The following is a 22,153-nucleotide window of genomic DNA, read 5'->3' as shown; positions in this document are numbered from 1 at the left end:
CGTTAACTGACACTCCGCATTCGCGAGCAGGCTCGCTCCCACAGTTTGAGTCGGGGTAGTCAGGTAGAAATGTGGCGTTTGTCCGGCCGCTATCGCTGGCAAGCCAGCTCCCACAGTATTTGTGGGAGCTGACACAGTGCATTAAGCCAGCGGCGGTGTACGCGGTGGGATCTGGCGTTTGCTGCCGGTGGATTCGAAGGCGGCGGCGAAGCGCAGCAGGTTCGAGTCGTCGTAGGCGCGGCCGGCGAAGGTCAGGCCGACGGGCATGCCGATGTCGGCCATCACGCCCATCGGCACGGTGACGGTTGGTACGCCGAGGTGGCGGATCGCGAGGTTGCCGTTGGCCACCCAGACGCCGTTGCTCCAAGCGATGTCGGCCGAGGCCGGGTTCACATCAGCATCCGCCGGGCCGACGTCGGCGACGGTGGGGAACAGCACGGCGTCGAGGCCGAGGCTGTCCATCCAGTCTTCGAGGTCAATGCGTCGGGTCTGTTCCAGACCGCGCAAGCCATCAGGCACGGTAGGGATTTCATTCCACGGCGTGATGCCGCGTTCGGCCATGCGCACGTATTCGTCCATGCCGGCGGCCAGATCACCTTCGCGGTTGGGCAGGGTGCCGGGGTCGTGCGGAAAGATCTTCGGCCCGTCGACGTCAACCAGACGATTAAGCTTCGGGTCACCGTTGGCCTGCAGGAAGTCGTCGAACGCCCAGGCAGTCAGATCCCACAATTCATGGTGCAGAAACTCTTTCGACACCAGCCCACGGGTGAACACGGTTGGCGCGCCAGGGCGGTCGCCCTCGCAGTTGGAGACCAGCGGGAAATCGGTTTCGACGACTTCGGCGCCAGCGGCTTCCAGGGCCTGACGCGCCTGTTTCCACAAATCGATCACGGACGCGCGGGTGTTGATGCGCTGGCCAGTCGGGCCGCCAATGCCGGGGGCTTCGCTGGTGCCGGCGTCCGGGTCGGCATTGATATACATCCGCGGAATGGCGAAGCGTTTGCCGGCCAGCGCTTTGGCGTCGGCGGCCAGTTCGCTGTATGCAGCCGGGCGCACTTCGCTGACGCGCGGGATCGGCACCCACGGTTGCAAGCGCCAAAGGTCGCCACGGGTGTCCGGGTCTTCGGCGACGACCACATCAAGCACTTCGAGCAGGTCGGCCATGGTCCGCGCGAACGGCACGACGACGTCCATGGTCGGGGTCAACGGCCAGTTGCCGCGCACCGAGATTACGCCGCGCGACGGGGTGTAGGCGCACAGGCCGTTGTTCGACGCAGGGCCTCGGCCGCTCGACCACGTTTCCTCGGCCAGACCGAACGCAGCGAAACTCGCAGCGGTCGCGGTGCCGGCGCCGTTGGACGAGCCGGAGGCGAACGGTGCGGTGAGGTATGCGGCGTTGTACGGGCTTTCAGCGCGGCCATAGACGCCGCGTTGCATGCCGCCATTGGCCATCGGCGGCATGTTGGTCTTGCCCAGGCAAATCGCCCCGGCAGCGCGCAGGCGCTCGATGGTGAAGGCGTCGCGATGGGCGATCAGATCGGCGAACGCCGGACTGCCGGAGGCGGCGGTCAGGCCCTTGACCAGATAGCTGTCCTTGGCGGTGTAGGGGATGCCATCGAGCGGGCCGAGGGTTTCACCTTTGGCGCGGCGGGCATCGGAGGCGCGGGCTTCGTTCAGTGCTTCGGGGTTGCGCACGACGACGGCGTTGAGTGCCGTCGAGGTGTCGGCGCCGTCGTAGGCATCGATCCGTGCCAGATAGGCCTGCACCAGCTCGACGGCTGTGGTCTGGCCGGATTCGAGGGCGGCGCGCAGTTGGGCGATGGAGACTTCGGTGACTTCGATCATCGGGTCACCTGTTGAGCGTGGATGTTCTGGGCAGGGGTTTTCATAGCGGTTCTCGTGGCACGGCTTGAAGCGACAAGGTCGGGACTGGCGCCTATTTAACACCATGCGGCGGGCGGAGTAATCGGTGGGGTGATGGTTTTGTTGGTAGATGGCCTGAGCATCCGTGCTGCTTGACCTTGCGCTTTCGCGAGCAGGCTCGCTCCCACACTGGATTTGTGGGCGGGTTGAGATTGAGGATTAACGCAAAGCCCGGTGGGAGCGAGCCTGCTCGCGAAGGTGCGGCAGATTCAAAAGGGTCTTGGCCCTGAAATACTGCTTTCGCCAGCAGGCTTGCTCCCACATGTGTTGTGTAAACCGATAATCCCGCGCCCCACAGGAAGACCAGCCCAACATGTTCTAGGCTCAGCGCATCCCGAATGCTGCGCCGCTCAGGAATGTTCCCATGGAAGAGAAGCCACTGATTGCCTTCAACAGTTCCAAAGCCTTGCTCGACGTACTGATCCGCGCCGGGTTGATCGCGACTTTGGTGCTGTTCTGCTACGACATTTTCCATCCGTTTCTCAATGTGATGCTGTGGGCGCTGATCCTTGCGGTCACGCTGTACCCGCTGAACCACAAACTTGGCGCGAAACTCGGCAACCGCTACGGTTGGGCGGCGATTGTGCTGGTATTGCTGGGGCTGGTGATCCTGATGGTGCCGCTGAGTCTGCTCGGCGCATCCGTGGCCGATTCGGTGAAGGTGGGCATGCAAACCGTGGAAGCGGGGCAGTTCGAGATTCCGCCGCCACCCGCCAATGTCGCCGACTGGCCGCTGATCGGTGCGCCGTTGTATGGCATCTGGATGCATGCTTCGCAGGACCTGAGCTGGGTATTCAAGGAACTGGCGCCGCACCTGACCAGTTGGGGCCGGGTGCTGTTGCATCAGGCCGCCGGCGTCGGCGCAGGCATCGTAGTGTTTGTCGTCGCGCTGATCGTCGCCGGACTGATCATGACCCACGGCGAACGCGGCCATCGCACGGCGGTGGCGATCACCACGCGGATTTCCGGCCCGGTGCGTGGCCCGCAGATCGCGCAACTATGCACCTCGACCATTCGCGCGGTGGCACAGGGTGTGGTCGGTATCGCTTTTATCCAGATGATCTTGATCGGTGTGGCACTGGTGATCATGGGCGTGCCCGCTGCCGGTGTGCTGGCGTTGATGGTGTTGCTGCTGGGCATCATGCAACTGCCGGTGCTGTTGGTTACCGTGCCGGTGGTGGTGTTTGTCTTTGCCCATGATGGCGTCGGCCCCGGCACGATCATCTTCACCGTGTGGATGGTGATCGCCGGGCTTTCCGACAACGTGCTCAAACCGATGTTGCTCGGCCGTGGCGTTGCCGTGCCGATGCCGGTGGTGCTGATCGGCGCGCTGGGCGGCATGGTCACCAGCGGCATCATCGGCCTGTTCACCGGGCCGGTGATCCTGGCGGTCGGTTATGAATTGTTCATCGGCTGGGTCTATCAACCGGCCGACGTCAGCGAAGTGCTGGACGAAACCTCTCACGACAATCAGCCATAAGGAACGGCGCATGCGTAACAGGCTGATGGTGCTGGCGATGCTGCTGGCTGCAACACTGTGGTCCGGGCTCGGCCAGGCACTGGAAGACACCACGACAGCAACGGACGAAGCGGTAGAACTGAAAGTGGCCAACCGCAGCATCATGCTGTTTCGCGCAACCATTCTTGGCGAGGCGCCGGCCTCACGGGTCAAGCGGGCGAAGCGGGTGATCAGTGAAGCGCTGGAGGAAGACCCTGAGCTGAAGATCAGCACTGATTCGATCCAGAACAGTTACATGGTGCTGATCGGCAATACCCGTGCGTTTATCGTTGCGCCCAAGGATGTCGACAGCCTGGCCTATTCCTCGGTGCAGGAAGCCGCCGAGGGCGCAGCGGAAAAACTGCGCCAGGTGGTCAACGAAACCCGTGAGGCGCGCAACGTGCAGATGATCGTGCGTTCGCTGGCGCTGGCGGCGGTGGCCACGCTGATCTACTTGGCGCTGCTGTGGTGCCTGTCATGGCTGCGCCACAAGCTGTTGGCGAAACTGCCGGCGCTGATGGATCGCCACACCCAGGCGCTGAAGGTCGGGCGGGTGCAACTGATCGATTCGAATTTTCTCTACCCGTTGGTCAGCCGCTGTCTGTTGTTCCTGCGTTGGTTGCTGATCCTGCTGCTGTCCTACGAATGGCTGGGTTTTGTCCTGTCACGCTTCCCGTATACGCGGCCGTGGGGCGAAAGCCTCAACAACTATCTGTTCGAGCTGGCCGGGTATCTGTTGCAGGGCATCGTCGATGCGATACCGGGGCTGGGCGTGGCGCTGGCGATTTTCTTCATCGCCCGGGGCGTGACCGCATTTACCCGACGCATCCTGCGCCGGATGGCCGCGCCGGGCACGTTCAGCTGGCTCAACCATGAAACCCTGCAACCGACGCAACGCCTGACCGCACTGGCAGTCTGGCTGTTTGCGCTGGCGATGGCTTATCCCTATCTGCCCGGCGCTGGTACCGATGCGTTCAAAGGCTTGTCCGTGCTGATCGGCCTGATGATTTCCCTCGGCGCCACCAGTGTTGTCGGGCAAGCGGCGGCCGGGTTGATCCTGACCTACACGCGGACCCTGCGCCCAGGCGAGTTTGTCAGGATCGGCGAGTACGAAGGCACCGTCACCGAGCTGGGCATGTTCACCACGCGGATTCGCACCGGCCTCGGTGAAGTGCTGACGCTGCCCAACTCGATGATCACCGGCACCGTGACCAAGAACTACTCGCGCACCGTGCAAGGTCCGGGCTACGTGGTCGATACGGTGGTGACCATCGGCTACGACACGCCGTGGCGTCAGGTCGAAGCGATGCTGCTGGAGGCGGCCAAACGCACGCCGGGCGTGCTCGAAGACCCGCCGGCGCAGGTGTTCCAGACCGCGTTGTCGGACTTCTATCCCGAGTATCGACTGGTGGCCCAGGCTATCCCCAGCCAGCCACGTCCGCGCGCGGTATTGCTGAGCATGCTCCACGCCAATATTCAGGATGTGTTCAATGAATACGGCGTGCAGATCATGTCGCCGCACTACCTGGGTGATCCGCAGCAGGAAAAACGCGTGCCGCCGGAGCAGTGGTTCACCGCACCGGCGCAGGCACCGAAGGATCAGTGATCCCTAGAAACGCCAGACCACGCCGCCGCCAAGCACATGCAGGGCGGCGTTTTTATATTCGCCGGAGACCGAGCCACCGGAGCGCGCTTTGGTCTGTTGCACGTCCATGTCGCCGAGGTAGATCAGCGTGTAGCTCATGTGCACATCGACATCGTCCTGCAATGCATAGCTGACCCCGGTCGCCAGGCGCCACGCTTCGTTCATCGGGTTGTCGACGGTGCGATCCTTGTCATCCACTGCCGAGGAGTCGTAACCGAGGCCGACGTTCCAGCGCAATTTCGGGTTGATCTGGTGCTGCGCGCCGATCGAGGCATGCCAGGTGTCCTTGTATTGCCGCTGCGCCGTTCTGGACGTCGAGCCCAGGTCGGTATCGACTTCCACGCCGACCTTGCCGAAATCGCTCCAGTCCTGCCAGCCGAGGCTGCCGAGCAGCGTCCACTGCGGATCGAGCTGGTAGGACACGCTGGTGGTGACGGTCTGCGGCACGTTCATGTCGACGTTCAGCTGATCGGCGTCGAGACGGTTGAGCGCCAGACGCAGCAGCGGATTGGTGATTTTCTTCAGCTCGGGTTTGTCTTCGAATTTGAGCTTGATCTTGCTGGTCCAGGCCAGCCCGAGCTTTGTGCGCTCGTTGAGGTTGTAGAGCACGCCGACGTTGGCGCCCGTGCCCCAGTCGGTGTCCTTGTAGCGCAACTGACCATCCTCGGCGTTGCCCAGACCGAGCACGTTATTGTTGACCGCCACTTCGGTGCGGAAGTAGCCAAGCATGAAGCGCGGGCCGAGGCCGACGGACAGGTCGTCAGTGATTTTGTAGGCATAGGTGGGCTGGAATGACACGCCGAGAATGGCCGACTCCTGGGTGAAATAGCGCCCGGCCCAGTCATCGTCGTAATCCACCGCCAGACCGAAATTGCCGTACATGCCGAAGCCGATCGAGGAGCGCTCATCGAGTTGATGGCTGATGAAAAAGCTGGAGCCGGGCAGGTACTTCAAGGCGTTGCCACCTTCGTTGCCGCCGAAGGTATTGGCGTTGTCGCGGGAGAAGCTGACGTCGCCGAGGATCAACTGCGCGTTGAAGTTGATCTGAGTGCCGGCCAGTTGGCTGATGCCCGCCGGGTTGGTCATCAGAATGCTCGGGTCGCTGGCCATGACCGCAGAACCGGCGTTGGCCAGCCCTGTGCCTTCGTGGCCGGCCTCGTAAATCATGATGCCGCCGGCTTCGGCCTGGAGGCTGGCGAAGAGCAATCCGCCAGCGACCGAACTTTTCATCAGCTTGAACATGTGGACTCCTTGAGTGGCATGCGATCCGGTTTCAAGGCTAGCTCAAGCTTGGCGCGGCGTCGGACCGATTGCCGACGCCGCACTGATCAATCGATGCGCGGATGCTGGAGCGCCAGTTCCTTGCGTTTGGCTTCCAGCGCGGCGATTTCGGCATCGATGTCTTCGATTTTCTGCTCGATGTTGTCGTGGTGTTCTTGCAACAGCTCCTTGGCCTCTTCGAGGTCGGAAGCCGCCGGGGCCGCGCCGCGCAGGGGCTTGTTGGCGGTTTCCTTCATGGTCACGCCAGTGACCAGACCGACCACGGCGATGACCATCAGGTAATACGCAGGCATGTACAGATCGTTGGTGCTTTCCACCAGCCAGGCCACGGCAGTCGGGGTCAGACCGGCGATCAGCACCGAGACGTTGAAGGCACTGGCCAGCGCGCTGTAGCGGATGTGCGTGGGGAACATCGCCGGCAGGGTCGAGGCCATCACGCCGATGAAGAAGTTGAGCAGCACCGCGAGGATCAGCAGGCCGGAGAAGATCAGGCCGATGCTGCCACTGTTGATCAGCATGAATGCCGGAATGGCGAAAATGAACAGGCCAATGCTGCCGACGACGATGAAGGGCTTGCGGCCGATCTTGTCGCTGATGAAACCGATCAGCGGCTGCACGAAGAGCATGCCGACCATGATCGCGATGATGATCAGCACGCCGTGGTTTTCGCTGTAGTGCAGGTTGTGCGTCAGGTAGCTCGGCATGTAGGTGAGCAGCATGTAATAGGTGACGTTGGTCGCCGCCACCACGCCGATGCAGGTCATCAGGCTGCGCCAGTGTTTGGTTGCGACTTCCTTGAACGACACTTTCGGGCCACCGGCGAGGCCTTCGCGGTCGCCTTGTTCGAGTTTTTCCACGTGCTGCTGGAAGGCCGGGGTTTCCTCGAGGGCGTGGCGCAGATACAGGCCGATCATGCCCAGCGGCAGGGCGAGGAAAAACGGAATCCGCCAGCCCCATTCTTCGAAGCGCTGTTCACCGAGAGTCGTCGAGATCAGCACCACGACACCGGCGCCGAAGACGAAACCGGCGATCGAGCCGAAATCCAGCCAACTGCCGAGGAAGCCGCGCTTACGGTCGGGCGCGTATTCAGCGACGAAGATCGAGGCGCCGGTGTATTCGCCACCGACCGAGAAACCTTGGGCCATTTTCGCCAGCAACAGCAGGATCGGCGCCCAGATGCCGATCGAGGCATAGGACGGAATCAGGCCGATGGCGAAGGTGCTCAGGGACATGATGACGATGGTCGCGGCGAGGACTTTCTGCCGTCCGTATTTGTCGCCGAGCGCACCGAAGAACAAACCGCCAAGCGGACGGATGAGGAAGGGCACGGAGAAGGTCGCCAGCGCGGCGATCATTTGCACGCCGGGATCGGCGCCGGGGAAGAAGACCTTGCCGAGCACATAGGCGACAAAGCCGTAGACGCCAAAGTCGAACCATTCCATGGCGTTGCCCAGTGCGGCGGCGGTGATCGCCTTGCGCATCTTGGCGTCGTCGACAATGGTGATGTCTTTCAAACCGATCGGTTTGACGGTGTTCTTGCGTGATTTCATTGCGCTGTTCCCGCTCGCTGATCCAGATTACCGCTGCGATGCCATCTCCATGATGGCGCCGGCTCTTCTGGCTCAGATACATGCGGACACGAAATAATTCACCGATGGGCTGGAATTAATTTCCTGCCCGCCGCAAATCCTCTGCATCCCGCTACGGCAGCGGCGAATCCAACTCTCCGACCTGATCCAAACCCCCTGTGGGAGCGAGCCTGCTCGCGAAGTCGGCGCTACATTCAACATCGCGGTCGCCTGACCCTGCGCTTTCGCGAGCAGGCTCGCTCCCACAGTGGTTTTGTGTTTTGCAGAGATTTTGCGCACGCCGCCAATCCTATAGGAGTGAGCCTGCTCGCGATGACGGCAGCCCTTTCACCACAAGGCTTAAAGCGCAGCCTTCACCTGCAACCCCACCACCAGCGCATTGTCGATGTCCTGCCCGGAAAACGCGCCCGGTTCGATGATGTATTGCAGGTTCGGCCGCAAGGTCAGCCATGGGGTCGCTTGATAGCCGTAGCCCAATTCGATCAACTGCTCGGCGCTGTCGATATTGGGAAACGCAGCACCACTGGCCAACGCGGCATCCTGCTGTACATCGCGGCTGCGCGGGTTCGGCACAGCGCGGCCGTAGCCCAGCGCCAGGGTGTCACGCGGACGGCCTTCGAACGGTTTGTACAAAACCACGCCGGTGCCGTACCACTTGCTGAACGGCGAGGCCGCTTCGCTGGCCGCCGAATACTGACCGAAAGCATGCAGGCTGCGGCCTTCGGAGGTCGGCGAACGCCATACGGCCTGATCGATCAACAAATAATGTCCGCCACGACCGGACACTTCATCGTCGCTGCCAATGCGTTTGACGTCGGAGCTGTCGTAGTAATAGCCGAGCTTGTACTCGCCCGGCAGCTCGCCGGCGTGCTTGTACACCAACTCGATCGGCACGACGGTGCCGGTGGTGTGCTTCGGTCCCAGATGCCAGGCGCGGCTGGAATTGCCGTTGCTCTCGGGGTCGACGTTGAACGCCGCCACACGCAGCTGCCAGGACGGCGACAGGTCGTATTTGACCCGCACGCCCAGACGCGCGTTGGGGTAGTTGGTCCAGCCGCTGCCGCCGGACATGTTCAGCGGGTGACCGCAGAAACCGGCGTTCATGAAGTTGCACAGAATGCCGCTGTCGAGGCCGCCGAGGTCGTTGCCCATGGCCATGTAGCCGAGCTTCACGTTCAGCGCCGGGGTGAACAGGCTGCGCTCATAACTCAGTTCAGTCAGGCGCGTGTACAAACCGCCGTAGTTTTCCTGAATCGGCAGGCGGTTGCCGACCAGATCTTCCGAAGCGCTGTTGCCGCGACGGTCATTGATGGTCAGTTGCACTTTGCCGGCGTTGTCGACGCCGTAGAGTTTGCTCAGATCAAACTGCACGCCGAGCTTGATGTTCTGCGAGTAGCGCGCCGAACGATGCAGGCCGCCGTCGGCGTTGTAAGCAGTTTCGCCGCTGTAATCGCCCGTGAACTTGACGCCATCTTCATCCAGTTGATGACGCAAGCCGCCCCAGTCACCGGTGAGGGTGCTGCGGGTCAGCAGATCGGAATCGCTGGCGGCCAGCGCGGGGAGGGCGGTGGTGCAGCTCAGGCCCAGCAACAGGCCAGTGGAAAGCTTGGTACGAGAAAAGCGAACAGCCGATGACATGTGAATCCTTCCTGCTGAAATCTTTAACGCAATAAAACAGCGACGCGGTGCTTTGGGGCACCGCGCGCTTGGAGGAGGTTGGTGGTGCGGCAGCGAGTTACGGCAGGGCGTAAGCCATCACGTAATCGCCACGATCGGTCGACTGGCGTGCGCCGCCAGCGGTGACGACGATGTACTGCTTGCCGGTCTTCGGCGAAACGTACGTCATCGGGCCGCCCTGGCTGCCGACCGGCAGACGGGCTTTCCAGACTTCTTCACCGTTGCCGCTGTTGAAGGCGCGCAGGTAGAAGTCCTGGGTGCCGGCAATGAAGATCAGGCCGCCCTGGGTCGACAGGGTGCCGCCGAGGGTTGGCAGACCGATCTTGATCGGCAGGTGCATGCGGATGCCCAGCGGACCGGTGTCTTCAACGGTGCCGACCGGAACCTGCCATGCGACTTTCTGGGTCTTCATGTCGATCGCGGTCAAGGTGCCGAACGGCGGCGCCTGGCACGGAATGCCGGCCACCGACAGGAAGCGGTTCTTGTTCACCGCGTACGGCGTGCCTTTGAGCGGAACAGCGCCCATGCCGGTGTTCAGCGCTTCGCCACCGCCAGCGGCCTGGCCTTTGTTCTGCGACGGGATCATCTGGATCCACAGACCCAGGCGCATGTCGTTGACGAAGATGAAACCGTGCACCGGGTCAGTGGAGATGCTGCCCCAGTTCATGCCGCCCAGCGAACCCGGGAAACTCAGCGATTTGTCGGTACCCGGTGCGGTGTACAGACCGTCGTAGCGCATGCTCTTGAAGTCGATGCGGCAGAGCAGCTGGTCGTACGGCGTGGCGCCCCACATGTCCGATTCGGTCAGGTGCTGCGCGCCGATCTGCGGCATGCCCACGGATTTCGGCTGAGTCGGCGAGTACGGCTCGTTGGGGATGTTCGCGGCTTTCACCGGTACTTCCTTGACCTCGGTCAGCGGCTTGCCGGTGGCGCGGTCGAGCACATAGATCTGCCCGGCCTTGGTGCCGATGACCAGCGCCGGAACGCTTTGACCGTCCTTGTCGAAGTCGATCAGGCTCGGCTGCATCGGCAGGTCGAAGTCCCACAGATCGTTGTGCACGGTCTGGAACACCCAGCGTTCTTCACCGGTGCTGGCGTCCAGCGCGAGGATCGAAGCGCCGTACTTGTGGTCCAGTTCGCTGCGCTCGACACCATAGATGTCGGTGGACGAGCTGCCCATCGGCAGGAACACCGTGTTGGTCGCCGCGTCGTAGGACATCGGCGCCCAGCTGTTCGGCGTGCTGCGCACGTAGGTTTTGCCGTCGGCCGGCGCGTTGCGATCCTGCGGGTTGCCCGGGTCGAACGCCCAGCGCATGGCGCCGGTGATCACGTCAAAACCGCGAATCACACCGCCCGGCATGTCGCTTTGCACGTTGTCGGCAACACGACCGCCAACCACCACGGTGGTGCCGGCCATCAATGGCGCGGACGACAACTGATAGTAGCTGTCCGGCACATCACCCAGACCGGCCTTCAGATCGACCTGGCCGTTGTTGCCGAAACCCTGGCAGAACTCGCCGGTGTCAGCATCGACCGCGATCAGGCGGGCATCGATGGTGTTGGTCAGCAGACGACGCTGGCAGTTGGCGGCCGGCTCGGGTTTGGATTCGATGATCGGCGAATTGGCTGGCTGCGCGATGGTAGCGGTGCGATCGAAATACGCCATGCCACGGCAGCGCTGCCAGACTTTCGACTGGGCGTTGATCTGGTTTTTCCAGATTTCCTTGCCGGTGTCGGCGTCCAGCGCGATCAGGTTGTTGTGCGGGGTGCAGATGAAGACTTTGTTGCCGACCTGCAGCGGGGTGAGCTGGTCTTCGGCGCCGTTGCCATCGCTCTCGGCGACGTCACCGGTGTGGTAGGTCCACGCGACTTTCAATTTGTCGACGTTGTTGCGGTTGATCTGATCGAGCGCGGCGAAACGGCTGCCACCTTCGGTGTTGCCGTAGTGCGCCCAGTCTTTCTGCGCCTTAGCCGGCTCGACCGGAGTCAGGCCCGGGCCAGTGCCAGTCGCGGCAACGGTTGGGTGAGCGACGAACATGTTGCCGGCAGCAACCGCGACACCTACCGCCAGCACAGCGGCCACGGCATACGCACCACGACCGGCCACGCGGCCATTGGCGCGCGCCAGCAGCGGGTAGACCAGAGCGACGACCATACCGATCGCGCTGAACATGAACAGCCGCGAGAACACCGGCCAGAACACCAGCCCGGCGTCAGCCACGGCCCAGATCGCGGTGGCCACGAGAAACGCGGCGAACAGCCAGGCGCCTGCAGTTTTCTTCAGTGCGATCAGCACCCCGGAAACGGTCATCGCCAGGCCGCCGACCAGGAAGTACCAGGAACCGCCCAGGCTGACCAGCTTCACACCGCCGGCCGCGAGCGCCAGACCGAGCAGGGCGATGATCACGCCAAGGCCGACCAGAATGAACGTTGAAACGCCTGAGACGCGTTGACTGTGGTTCACATTGAAAGTCCCGTTTGAATGAAGCGCGGGATTATAGCGGTAACTAACCATTCAGTTAACCGCAGTTTTGCCATGAAAACGTGCACTTCTGTGAATCAAGCGTGGTGCAGGATGGGCAAAATGCAAGGCGAGAGGGGTTTCTCGACGTTTCAGCGGGGATGGCGAGTCGGGCTTGCAGTTGTAACGCGCATGCCCGAACACCGCAGTGAATTCACCCCTCACCCCAGCCCTCTCCCCGGGGAGAGGGAGCCGATTGGTGGCTTTTCAGAACTTGTGTTCACCTCGGTATTGCAGGTTGGAATCACTCGATCAAACAACTCGGTCAGTTCCTTCTCCCTCGGGGAGAGGGCTAGGGTGAGGGGCTTTTGGGGTTGGCCGCGATGGCAACCTTGCCCTTGCCCCGACCTTGTTCAACGTAGTGCAAGGCGTCAGCTATCTGATCGAACGGAAAAGTACGATCGATCACCGGTTTGATCACCCCGGCCTCAATCAACGCAGTGATTTTTTGCAACTGAACGCCATCGGCGCGCATGAACAGAAACGAATAACCCGCCCCACGCTTGCGCGCCTTGCGCCGAATGCCACTGCTGAGCAGACGCATGACCAGCCCCAGCAGCCAGGACAAACCCTGCTCCCGAGCGAACTGCGCGGTCGGCGGCCCTGACAGGGAAATCAGTTGCCCGCCAGGTTTCAACACCTTCAACGATTTCTCCAGCACATCGCCGCCAAGGCTGTTGAGCACCACGTTGTAGTCGCGCAGCTCAATGGCGAAATCCTGCTGCTTGTAATCGATCACCACATCAGCGCCCAGCGCCTTGACCCACGCGACATTCGCCGTGCTGGTAGTGGTCGCAACAAAAGCGCCGAGGTGTTTGGCCAGTTGAATGGCGACCGTGCCAACGCCACCGGAGCCGGCGTGAATCAGCACCTTCTGGCCTTTTTGCACGTTGGCGACTTCGACCAGTGCCTGCCACGCCGTCAACGCCACTAGCGGCATGCAAGCCGCCTCGGTCATGGCGAGATTGGCGGGTTTTAACGCGATCGCTGTTTCATCGACAGCGATGCGTTCGGCAAACGTGCCAATCCTGTTATCAGGCACACGCGCATAAACCTCATCGCCCGGCTTGAAACGCTTGACCGCCGCACCGGTGCTGAGCACCACGCCGGCGACATCGTTGCCCAATATCAAAGGCATTTGATAGGGCAGGATCATCTTGAATTCGCCGCTGCGAATCTTCAGATCCAGCGGGTTGACGCTGCTGGCGCGCACTTCGATCAGCACGTCGTGCGCGCCGACCTGCGGTTCCGGGATGTCGCCGATCCGGCCGTTCTGCTTGCCGTAGCGCTCGATGAAAAATGCCTTCATTGCGGATGCTCTTGTCGGTAGAAACCCGCCGGCATAGCGGCGGGTCTGGATGAGGTCAGGCCTGAGCCAGATAACGTTGCGCAACAGCCGACTGGCGGATCTGCCCCAACAGCCCCTGACGCGCCGCTTGCAAGGCATCCCAGCGCTCGCCTTCGTGCAGCGGCGGGATGGTCACGACTTCGCGACGGTCGAAACCGACCAGCGCGGCGTCGACCATATCGCCGACTTCCATGATGTCGGTGAGGGTGTTGATGTCGATACCGGCGCGGTCCCAGATTTCCGTGCGGGTGGCGGCAGGCAGCACGGCTTGCACGTACACGCCTTGTGGCGACAGTTCCAGGCTCAGACCCTGGGAGAGGAACAGTACGAACGCCTTGGTCGCGCCATACACCGACATGCCGAACTCCGGCGCCAGGCCCACCACCGAACCGATATTGATGATTGCGCCGTCGCCAGCCTTGGCCAGACGCGGGGCGATAGCACTGGCCAGACGCACCAGCGCCGTGGTGTTGAGCGCGACCAGTTGCGCCACGCTGTCGGTGCTCTGCTCGATGAAGGTACCGGACTGCGCGGCGCCGGCATTGTTGACGAGAATGCCGATGCGCGCGTCGTCACGCAGACGCGCTTCGACGGTTTGCAGGTCGCTCAGTTGCGTCAGGTCGGCCTGTAGCACTTCGACATTGACGTTGTGCTCAGCGCGCAAACCGGCAGCAAGGGTGTCCAGGCGCGACTGGTCACGGGCGACCAGCACCAGATCGTGCCCGCGTTGGGCGAAACGTGCGGCGTAGACCGCGCCGATGCCGGTGGAGGCGCCAGTGATCAGAACAGTAGGGCGAGTAGTCATGGTGTGGGCTCTTTGTCAGTTGAAGACTGATTGCGGGCTTTTAGGATGATGATCGAAATCTAACCTGTCAACGGTTTTGATTATGGCCAACATCTATGTATCATCGGCCGATGAATTTTCAGCGCTGGAGGTATTCAACATGCGCGTATCCAAGGCTCAGGCTCAGGCCAATCGTGAGCACATTGTCGAAACCGCTTCAGTGATGTTCCGCGAACGCGGTTATGACGGGGTCGGCGTGGCTGACCTGATGGCGGCCGCCGGTTTTACTCACGGCGGTTTCTACAAACACTTCGGCTCCAAGGCCGACCTGATGGCCGAAGCCTCGGCCAACAGCCTGGCGCAGTCCACGGCCGCCGCCGAAAGCATGAGCGTGCAGGATTTCATCGACGTGTACGTGTCGCGAGACCATCGCGACGGCCGCTCCACCGGTTGCACCATGGCAGCGCTGTGCGGCGATGCGGCGCGGCAGTCGGGGGATGTCAAAGCGACGTTCGCTGAAGGTATCGAGCGCACGTTGCAGACGCTCGGCGAGAAATACCCCACCGCAGCGGATGCGCCGCAAGGTGAGGGCAGAACCCGGATGATCGACCTGTTGGCCCGCGCGGTCGGGGCGATCATGCTGTCGCGGGCCTGCCCGGATGATTCGGCGCTGGCCGATGAGATTCTGGCGGTGTGTCACGCTTCGATGACTGAGTCGCTGCCCGCGATCGAAACTGCGGAAGAAGCCACGCAGGACAGCTGAAGCGATCAGTGCTGGCGGTGCAGGGCCTTGTCGAGTGCCGCCAGCAAAACCTCTTCTTCGAAGGGTTTGCACAGGCATTCAAACGCCTGGTAATGCCCGGACTCAGCCAGCGCCGCTTCGTCCCAATGGGCGGACATGCAGATCACCGGAAACTGTCGCGGCAGTTGGCGCATCACGTCGATGCCGGACAGGCCGGGCATGCGCAGATCCAGCAGCAGGCAGGCGATCTCGGCGAAGTCTGCTTCGGCGAGAAACGCTTCGCCACTGGCATAAACCTGCGCGCGATACCCGACCGAACGCAGCAGATTCGACAGGCTTTTGCGCACCGACGCGTCGTCATCGACGATGCAGACAATCGTCGGTCGGGGGTTCTCGATCGCCGTCGGACGACCCGCCGGGGCGCTCACGACGGGCTCGATGGGCCAGGCGAAGGCGCAGCGCTGATCAGTCCGTAGAGTTCGACGAGGTTGACCAGCGAGCGGGTCTGCATCTTCGCCATGATGTGTTTGCGATGAACCTTGGCGGTCACTTCACTGGTGCCCAACTGGTTGGCGATCTGTTTGTTCGACAGACCGCCGACGATCAGCGGCAGCACCTCGCGCTCACGCGGTGTCAGTTGCGCCGCCAGCTGCCGCACGTGCTGAACCCGTTGCCATTGATTGAACGCAGTCGCGGCGTGTTGACGGGTGCTGCGCAGAATGCCGAGCAGTTCATCGTCATTGAATGGCTTGGTCAGGAACTCCACCGCGCCGGCCTTCATCGCCTGCACCGACATCGGAATCGTGCCGTGGCCGGTCATGAAGATCACCGGCCACGGCAAGCCGCGCTCGTTCAGCGCTGCCTGCAATTGCAGGCCTGTGGTTTCGGGCAGGCTGACGTCGAGCAACAGGCACGCCGGGCCGCTGGCGATGTCGGCCTCGAGCAGTTCTTCGGCGGACTGGAAAATCCGGTGCTCGATGCCTTCGGCGCGCAACAAGCGGCTCAATGCGCTGCGCACGCAGGCCTCATCGTCAACGATGAACACCGGCACCGATTGCGTATCGACCGACGGCGGCTGCGCCACCATCGGCGCCGAGGCCAGTGCGTTGAACACGGGCAGTTTGGGTTCGCGGTCTTTCAATAATCGGTAACCTCGACGGGCAACCGTCTGGATGATTTCTTTTTCCCCGAGCAGTTTGCGCAGCGAGGAAATCTGCACTTGCAGATTGTTCTCTTCGACGACGATGTCCGGCCACACCTGATTGATCAGCTCGTCCTTGCTGACGATGCGCCCATCGGCCTGCATCAGTACCGAAAGTATTTCGAACGCCCGCCCGCCCATGCGCAAGGGCCGGCCATCGAGAAAGGCTTCGCGCCGTTCCAAAGAAATCGTGGCTTGGCCGAGTCGGATCATGCGGGCCTCTGCGTTGCGGTGAGAAGGACAGGGCGCGGGCGCCGGGTTATCAGGTTCGTACGCTAGGGGACGGCCTGGCATAAAGCAATTATCCCGAGGGATAAGACGTGCGCTCCTATAGCGCAAGAAACAGCAGCGCAAGGCTCTGGACGGCCATCTTGAGGCTGCGGACGGACATCAGCGCAGCGGCTGGCCCTCTGGCAAAAAAACGCTGGGTATACTTCGCCACCAGCCCGAATCCCATTTCCAGCGGTGAATGCGTATGCCCGGCCAGCCATCTTCATCTGCAATTTCCCGTGCGGCCGATGCGCCGATGCTCGATGAAGCATGGCTGGAGAACTGTCGGTTCAGTCTGCTGCGCCGTGACCATGAACTGACCTGGTTCAGCCTCGAAGACAGCCACTCGGGCCAGAGCTGGTTCGCTGTGCGTGCGCCGATCCAGCGCCCGGCGCTGTGCCAGCGGCTGGAGCGCGATTTCCATTTGCAGTTGCCTTCGCAGTGGGCGCTCAACCCGCTCGCGCTGATACGTTCGGCGGACGGGCCGGTGCTGGTCTACCCGCAATGGGGCGCGCCACTGGCTGGACTGATCGACGCCGCCGGCTTACCACTCGGACGGGTGCTGAATATCGCCGTCGCCGCTGCCAATGCGCTGGTCCACTCTCGCCATCCGGAAACACCGCAAAACCCTGTGAGAGCGAGCCTGCTCGCGAAAGCGTCAGTCCAGCCGACATCACCCTTGACTGACCCACCGCTTTCGCGAGCAGGCTCGCTCCCACAGTGTTCTTTATTGCCTTGGCATCTGCTGGTCGATGCTGACGACAGCGTCAGGCTGATGGGCTTTCACACCCACGCGCAGGAAACGCCGGCGACTGAACTGCCGAGCCTGGAACACTGGCCTTATCTGGCGCCGGAACAGCTGCAGGGCGACGGCGTCGATTCCGATGAGCGCAGCGACGTCTATGCGCTGTCGGCAATCATCTACGAGGCGCTGACCGGGCGCCCGCCGCTGATCGCTCGCGACGCCTCGCAATGGTTGCATGTGCACGCCGCCGTCCAGCCTTTGTCGCCAGCGCAATACCAACCCGACCTGCCGCAAGGCATTTGCCATGTGCTGCTCAAGGGCCTGGCCAAGGAGCCGGACGCGCGCTATCAAAGCATCGAATCGCTGGCCGCCGATCTGACCTGGTGCCTGCGCCAATGGCAGAAAAAAGGCCAGATCGAAGCGTTCCGCCTCGGTGCATTCGATGCTCGCGCAACGGCCACGCGCGGCGATGTGCTGTTTGGTCGTGACGACGAACGTCAGCAACTGCTTGAACAGATCCAGCGCGTGCGCAGCGACGGCATCGCTCGCGTGCTGCTGGTTGCCGGCGCACCGGGAGCGGGGAAGTCGACGCTGATCCAGCAAGTCCTGCGTAGCCAGGCACCCGGTTATTGGGCCAGCGGCAAGATCGAACTGCTGAACAATGACCGGCCCTTCGCGCCGCTGGCGCAGATTTTTCAGTCGCTGATCAGCCAAGTGTTGACCAAGCCCACGCTGGCCTTGCAGGCCTTGGCCGAGCAACTGCGCGAAACCCTCAAGGGCCGTGGCCGCTTGCTGCTGGACTTGGCGCCGGAAGCCGAACTGCTGATTGGCGCCACCGCCGAACTGCCGAACATGCCGGCGCGCCACGCCCTGGATCGGGTCAATCGGGCGCTGCTCGATGTGCTCGAAGTCTTTGCGCAACCGGGGCATCCGCTGCTGCTGTTTATCGACGACTTGCAGTGGGCTGACGACTCGACGCAGGCGTTTCTCAAAGCCTTTATCGCCCGACCGACGCGGCATCTGCTGCTGGTTCTGGCGTATCGCGAGGGCGAGTTGACGGAGCATCCGGGCGGCTGGCTCGATGAGATGCGCAGAGCACCCGCGCTGCCAGTCAGTGGCCTTCGACTAGGGCCGCTGTCGTTGCAGGCCGTTGCGCAACTGATGGCGGTCGAACTCGATGCTGACGTCGACAACCTCGAGGCGCTGGCCCGCGTCGTGCATTTCAAAACCGCCGGCAATCCGTTGTTCGTCAGCCAGGTGGCGCGCGCGCTGGTGGACGAGCGTCTGCTGCGTTTCGACGCGACGACGCGGCGCTGGGTGTGGAATCAGGCCGAAGTGAACGGCTATCGCTACGCCGACAACGTGGCCGAATTGATGGTGCAACGCTTGCAGCGTCTGCCGGTCAGTGCCCGTGAAGTGTTGCGCACCGCGGGTTACGTTGGTGGCCGCTGTGACGAAACGCTGTTGGGCGATTTGCTGGGGGACGATCCGGCGCAATTGCTGCGTGACGTGGATTATCTGGTCAGCGCCGGATTTCTCCTGCGCGAGCCGGGCCAACTGGTGTTTCCCCACGATCGGGTGTTGGAAGCCGCCGCTGCGCTGACCCCACCGGCCGGGCGTTCGGCTGAGCATGCGCGCATCGCTGCCGCCATGCTCGATCAATGCGGCGAGCAGCGGCAGGCGCGGGTCTTCGACATCGCCAGTCAGATTCAGCGCAGCGCCGGCAATGCGCTGCAAGCGCCTCGACGCGCTGAATTCATCCAGTTATTGCTCGAAGCTGCCGAGCGCGCCCGCGATAGCGCCGCTGTCGAGCAGGCCGTGGATTATCTGCGCAGCGCCGAGGTATTACTCGGCGACAACGGCTGGACGCAGCTCTACCCGCAAGCCTTCGCGGCGCGCTGGCTGGCAGCCGACTGCGCGATGTTGCTGGCGGATCTGCCCGGCGCGCAACAGCGTCTCGACGACTGCCTGGAACACGCTGCCACCGTGCTGGACCGGGCGAAGACCTACCGCCTGCGCGCCAGCCTGCGCACCTTGCATTCCGATTACCACGGCGCGATCGGCGAAGCGCTGGCCGGTCTTGCATTGCTCGACATCGACCTGCAGCGACACCCATCGAAGGCGCAACTGGGCGAAGCGTTCGAACGGGTTCGGCAATTGGTCGGTGCGCGACGGATCGCTGAGTTGACGGCGTTGCCCAAAGCCAACGAGCCGCGAATCGAAGTGGCCATGGAACTGCTGAGCACGCTGATCGCCTCGTTCTTCGTGCAGGACGACATTGCTTTTCTGCACTTGGCGAAGATGGTTGAACTGACCCTCTTGCACGGCACCACGCCGAGCAGCGGCTACGGTTTTGCCTGGTACGGCGTGATGATCGCCGACCGTTATGGCGAATATCTGGACGGTGTTGCTTTCGCCGAACTGGCGCTGGAACTGACTGATCTGCACGGCTATGAGGCAGGGCGCACCGGCACGCTGGTGGCGCTGGATCAGGTCAGCGCGTGGACCCGGCCGATGGCCTACGCGCGGCAGAAGGCTTTCGCCGCGTTTGAGTGCGGTCAGGCCGGCGGCGATCTGGGCATGTCGTGTTACGCCTGCAACCACATCGGCTCCGATCTGCTGTTCATGGGCGAGCCGCTGCCAAACGTGTTGAACGAGCTGGACGTCGGCCTGAGTTGGGTGCGGCAGTTTCACTACATCGACATCGAGCGCATTCTGCTGGCGCAACAGGCGTTCGCCAGCGATTTGCGCAATGGGCCTGAGCCTCGTTCGATCGCAATGCTGGATGCTTTGGAACATGACCGCTTCGGCCCGCTGCATCGCGACCGCGTTTCACAGCCGACGCTAGTGTGGATGTGGTTGTATTCGGGCATGTCGGCGTTGTATTTCGGTGAAGTGCGTTACGCGCTGCGCCGTTTCGAAGACGCCGAGGCGTTGACCTGGTCGCTGCCGGCGCACATTGATCTGGCGCATTACTACCTGTTCTACAGCTTGGCACTGGCCAGTCCCGAGGCGCCGGGCTCTGTTGCCGAAAAACTGCAGAAGCTGGAGCAGCAACGGCAGCGTTTTCTGCCATGGGTCGAGCTCAATCCTTCGACCTTCAGCAACAAACTGCTGCTGATCGAAGGCGCGATGGCCCGCGTGCGCGGCGAAGGGCTGGCCGCCATTCGCTGCTTCGACCAAGCGCAAATCGCGGCGGCCGCTGCCGGGTTTATCCATGAGCAAGCACTGGCACATGAACAACTGGCCGAGGTCTGCCTGGCCAACGGCCTGGTCTCCGGCACGCATCATCACCTGCGTGTGGCGCGCGACTGCTATGTGCTGTGGGGCGCTGAAGCCAAGGCGCGCCAGCTCGAAGCGCAGCATCCGTTTCTCGCCCACGAGCATTCCCTGGACGCGCGAACGCCGGTGACGCGGGTGCGCCTTGACCTGGAAGTCGGCATTGAAGCGGCACGCGCGGTCTCGCAAGAGGTGTTGCTCGATCGGCTGGTGGAGACCTTGATGAATCACTTGATGATTCAGGCCGGTGCCGATCGCGGCGCGCTGCTGTTGGTCGCCGAGGGTGAGTTGCAATTGGCCGCTGCCGCGCATGTCGAGGCGGGCAACGTGCGGGTCAGTCAGGACAACGATCGCTCGCTGGAGCAGATCGCGCCGGTTTCAGTACTCAATTCGACCATGCGCACGCGCACGCCGCTGGTGCTTGACGATGCCCGCGCCGACTGCCCGCAAGCCTACAGTGCTGATCTGCAGCAACGGCAGACGCGCTCGCTGATGTGCCTGCCGTTGCTCAAGCAGGGCGCGCTGATCGGTCTGGTGTATCTGGAAAACAGCCTGGTCCCGAAGCTGTTCAGCGCCGAACGCCTGACCATGCTGGAAATCCTCGCCTCGCAGGCAGCGGTGTCGCTGCAGACCGCGCGGCTCTACGCTCAACTGGTCGAAGACAACCGCTTGCGCGCGCAGATGGAAGCCGACTTGCGCAGCTCGCGGGCGGAACTGGCGCGCAACTCGCACCTGAAAATGATGGGCGAACTGTCGGCCTCGATCGCCCACGAAATCAGCCAGCCGCTGCTGGGCATTTCATCGAACGCCTCGGCCAGTCTGCGCTGGCTCAAGCGCGACACGCCTGATCTCGACGAGGCTATTCAGGGACTGGAAGACATCCGCTCCGACAGCGCCCGTGCCACCGAGATCGTCCAGGCCTTGCGCGCATTGGCCAGGCAGGCGCCGTTGCAACGATTGCCGGTGTCGATTGACGCGTTGATCGGTGAGGTCGTGCAACTGACGGCGAGCGATGTGCACAATCGCGGGGTGAGCTTGCGCACGCAACTCAACGCTGCTGACCCGGTGCTGGGGGATCGGGTGCAGATCCAGCAGGTGATCTACAACCTGATCGTCAACGCGCTGGAAGCGATGGCTGGGCAGGGCGTGACTGACGGGCGCCTGGTGATTGAGTCGACGCTGTCCGATGGGCAGGTCTGCGTGGCTTTTCAAGACAACGGGCCGGGGATCGCCGAGCATCAGCGTGAAGAAATTTTCGATGCGTTCTTCACCACCAAGGGCAGCGGCATGGGCATGGGCCTGGCGATTTGCCGAACGGTGATAGGCGCCCATGGCGGGACGTTGCGCGTGGAAGACAGCGAAGAGGGCGCGCGGATCTGTTTCAGGCTGCCACTTGCGCCGGACGCCAGGATCAAAAGCCCCTCACCCTAACCCTCTCCCGGAGGGAGAGGGGACTGACCTAGGTGTTTGGTCGACGTACGCCGACTTGCAATACCGAGTTGAATTCAGGGTTGGCAAAAACAACAGCCCCTCACCCTAGCCCTCTCCCGGAGGGAGAGGGGACTGACCGAGGTGTTTGGGCGACGTACGCCGACTTGCAATACCGAGTTGAATTCAGGTTTGGCAAAAACAAAAGCCCCTCACCCTAAC

The 22,153-nt window shown here is 62.5% G+C and carries 13 protein-coding genes; 4 read left to right on the top strand and 9 right to left on the bottom strand.

The genetic code is table 11. The features are described 5' to 3' along the window. Window positions 1-141: 141 nt before the first annotated feature. A complete protein-coding gene (locus tag PS14A_RS12925; RefSeq protein WP_212616388.1) occupies window positions 142-1,845 on the bottom strand; it encodes an amidase in 1,704 nt (567 codons plus the stop codon). Between the two features lie 442 nt (window positions 1,846-2,287). Between PS14A_RS12925 and PS14A_RS12920 the strand changes: the two genes are divergently transcribed. Together PS14A_RS12920 and PS14A_RS12915 are read left to right on the top strand one after the other, a co-directional pair. Further along, complete coding sequence (locus PS14A_RS12920; protein WP_212616387.1) at window positions 2,288-3,403, top strand: AI-2E family transporter; 1,116 nt, start codon at window positions 2,288-2,290, stop codon at window positions 3,401-3,403. Window positions 3,404-3,413: 10 nt separating this feature from the next. Further along, complete coding sequence (locus PS14A_RS12915) at window positions 3,414-5,027, top strand: mechanosensitive ion channel domain-containing protein (protein ID WP_212616386.1); 1,614 nt, start codon at window positions 3,414-3,416, stop codon at window positions 5,025-5,027. Between the two features lie 3 nt (window positions 5,028-5,030). Here PS14A_RS12915 and PS14A_RS12910 read toward each other — a convergent pair whose 3' ends face one another. The 6 genes from PS14A_RS12910 to PS14A_RS12885 form a co-directional block, all read right to left on the bottom strand. After that, a complete protein-coding gene (locus tag PS14A_RS12910; protein WP_249121293.1) occupies window positions 5,031-6,296 on the bottom strand; it encodes an OmpP1/FadL family transporter in 1,266 nt (421 codons plus the stop codon). Window positions 6,297-6,394: 98 nt separating this feature from the next. Then, window positions 6,395-7,897 (bottom strand): glycine betaine/L-proline transporter ProP, encoded by a 1,503-nt coding sequence (gene proP / locus PS14A_RS12905; RefSeq protein WP_212616384.1) that lies wholly within the window; start codon window positions 7,895-7,897, stop codon window positions 6,395-6,397. Window positions 7,898-8,275: 378 nt separating this feature from the next. Continuing rightward, window positions 8,276-9,574, bottom strand: a complete 1,299-nt coding sequence (locus PS14A_RS12900) for a carbohydrate porin (protein WP_212616383.1) — start codon at window positions 9,572-9,574, stop codon at window positions 8,276-8,278. Between the two features lie 97 nt (window positions 9,575-9,671). Further along, complete coding sequence (locus PS14A_RS12895; protein ID WP_212616382.1) at window positions 9,672-12,077, bottom strand: glucose/quinate/shikimate family membrane-bound PQQ-dependent dehydrogenase; 2,406 nt, start codon at window positions 12,075-12,077, stop codon at window positions 9,672-9,674. Between the two features lie 349 nt (window positions 12,078-12,426). Further along, entirely contained in the window at window positions 12,427-13,443 is a 1,017-nt protein-coding gene (locus PS14A_RS12890; protein ID WP_212616381.1) for an NADP-dependent oxidoreductase, read from the bottom strand. A gap of 55 nt (window positions 13,444-13,498) precedes the next feature. Further along, the gene (locus tag PS14A_RS12885) at window positions 13,499-14,287 is read right to left on the bottom strand and encodes an SDR family oxidoreductase (RefSeq protein WP_212616380.1); all 789 of its coding nucleotides are present in this window, start codon (window positions 14,285-14,287) and stop codon (window positions 13,499-13,501) included. 139 nt (window positions 14,288-14,426) lie between these two features. Here PS14A_RS12885 and PS14A_RS12880 point away from each other — a divergent pair, with 139 nt between their 5' ends. Beyond that, on the top strand, window positions 14,427-15,029 hold the full coding sequence (locus PS14A_RS12880; RefSeq protein WP_212616379.1) for a TetR family transcriptional regulator: 603 nt from the start codon (window positions 14,427-14,429) through the stop codon (window positions 15,027-15,029). Between the two features lie 5 nt (window positions 15,030-15,034). Here PS14A_RS12880 and PS14A_RS12875 read toward each other — a convergent pair whose 3' ends face one another. Then, entirely contained in the window at window positions 15,035-15,436 is a 402-nt protein-coding gene (locus tag PS14A_RS12875; RefSeq protein WP_241150576.1) for a response regulator, read from the bottom strand. Further along, complete coding sequence (locus tag PS14A_RS12870) at window positions 15,433-16,422, bottom strand: response regulator (RefSeq protein WP_212616378.1); 990 nt, start codon at window positions 16,420-16,422, stop codon at window positions 15,433-15,435. Before PS14A_RS12870 ends, PS14A_RS12875 begins: the two co-directional genes overlap by 4 nt. Window positions 16,423-16,684: 262 nt before the next feature. Here PS14A_RS12870 and PS14A_RS12865 point away from each other — a divergent pair, with 262 nt between their 5' ends. Continuing rightward, window positions 16,685-21,934 (top strand): AAA family ATPase, encoded by a 5,250-nt coding sequence (locus PS14A_RS12865; protein ID WP_249121286.1) that lies wholly within the window; start codon window positions 16,685-16,687, stop codon window positions 21,932-21,934. Window positions 21,935-22,153 lie beyond the last annotated feature (219 nt).

Source organism: Pseudomonas sp. 14A (assembly GCF_018132745.1).
Taxonomy (GTDB): Bacteria; Pseudomonadota; Gammaproteobacteria; order Pseudomonadales; family Pseudomonadaceae; genus Aquipseudomonas; species Aquipseudomonas mercuritolerans.
Note: the sequence above shows the minus strand (reverse complement) of the source record. Positions and strands in the feature narration are given on the sequence as shown.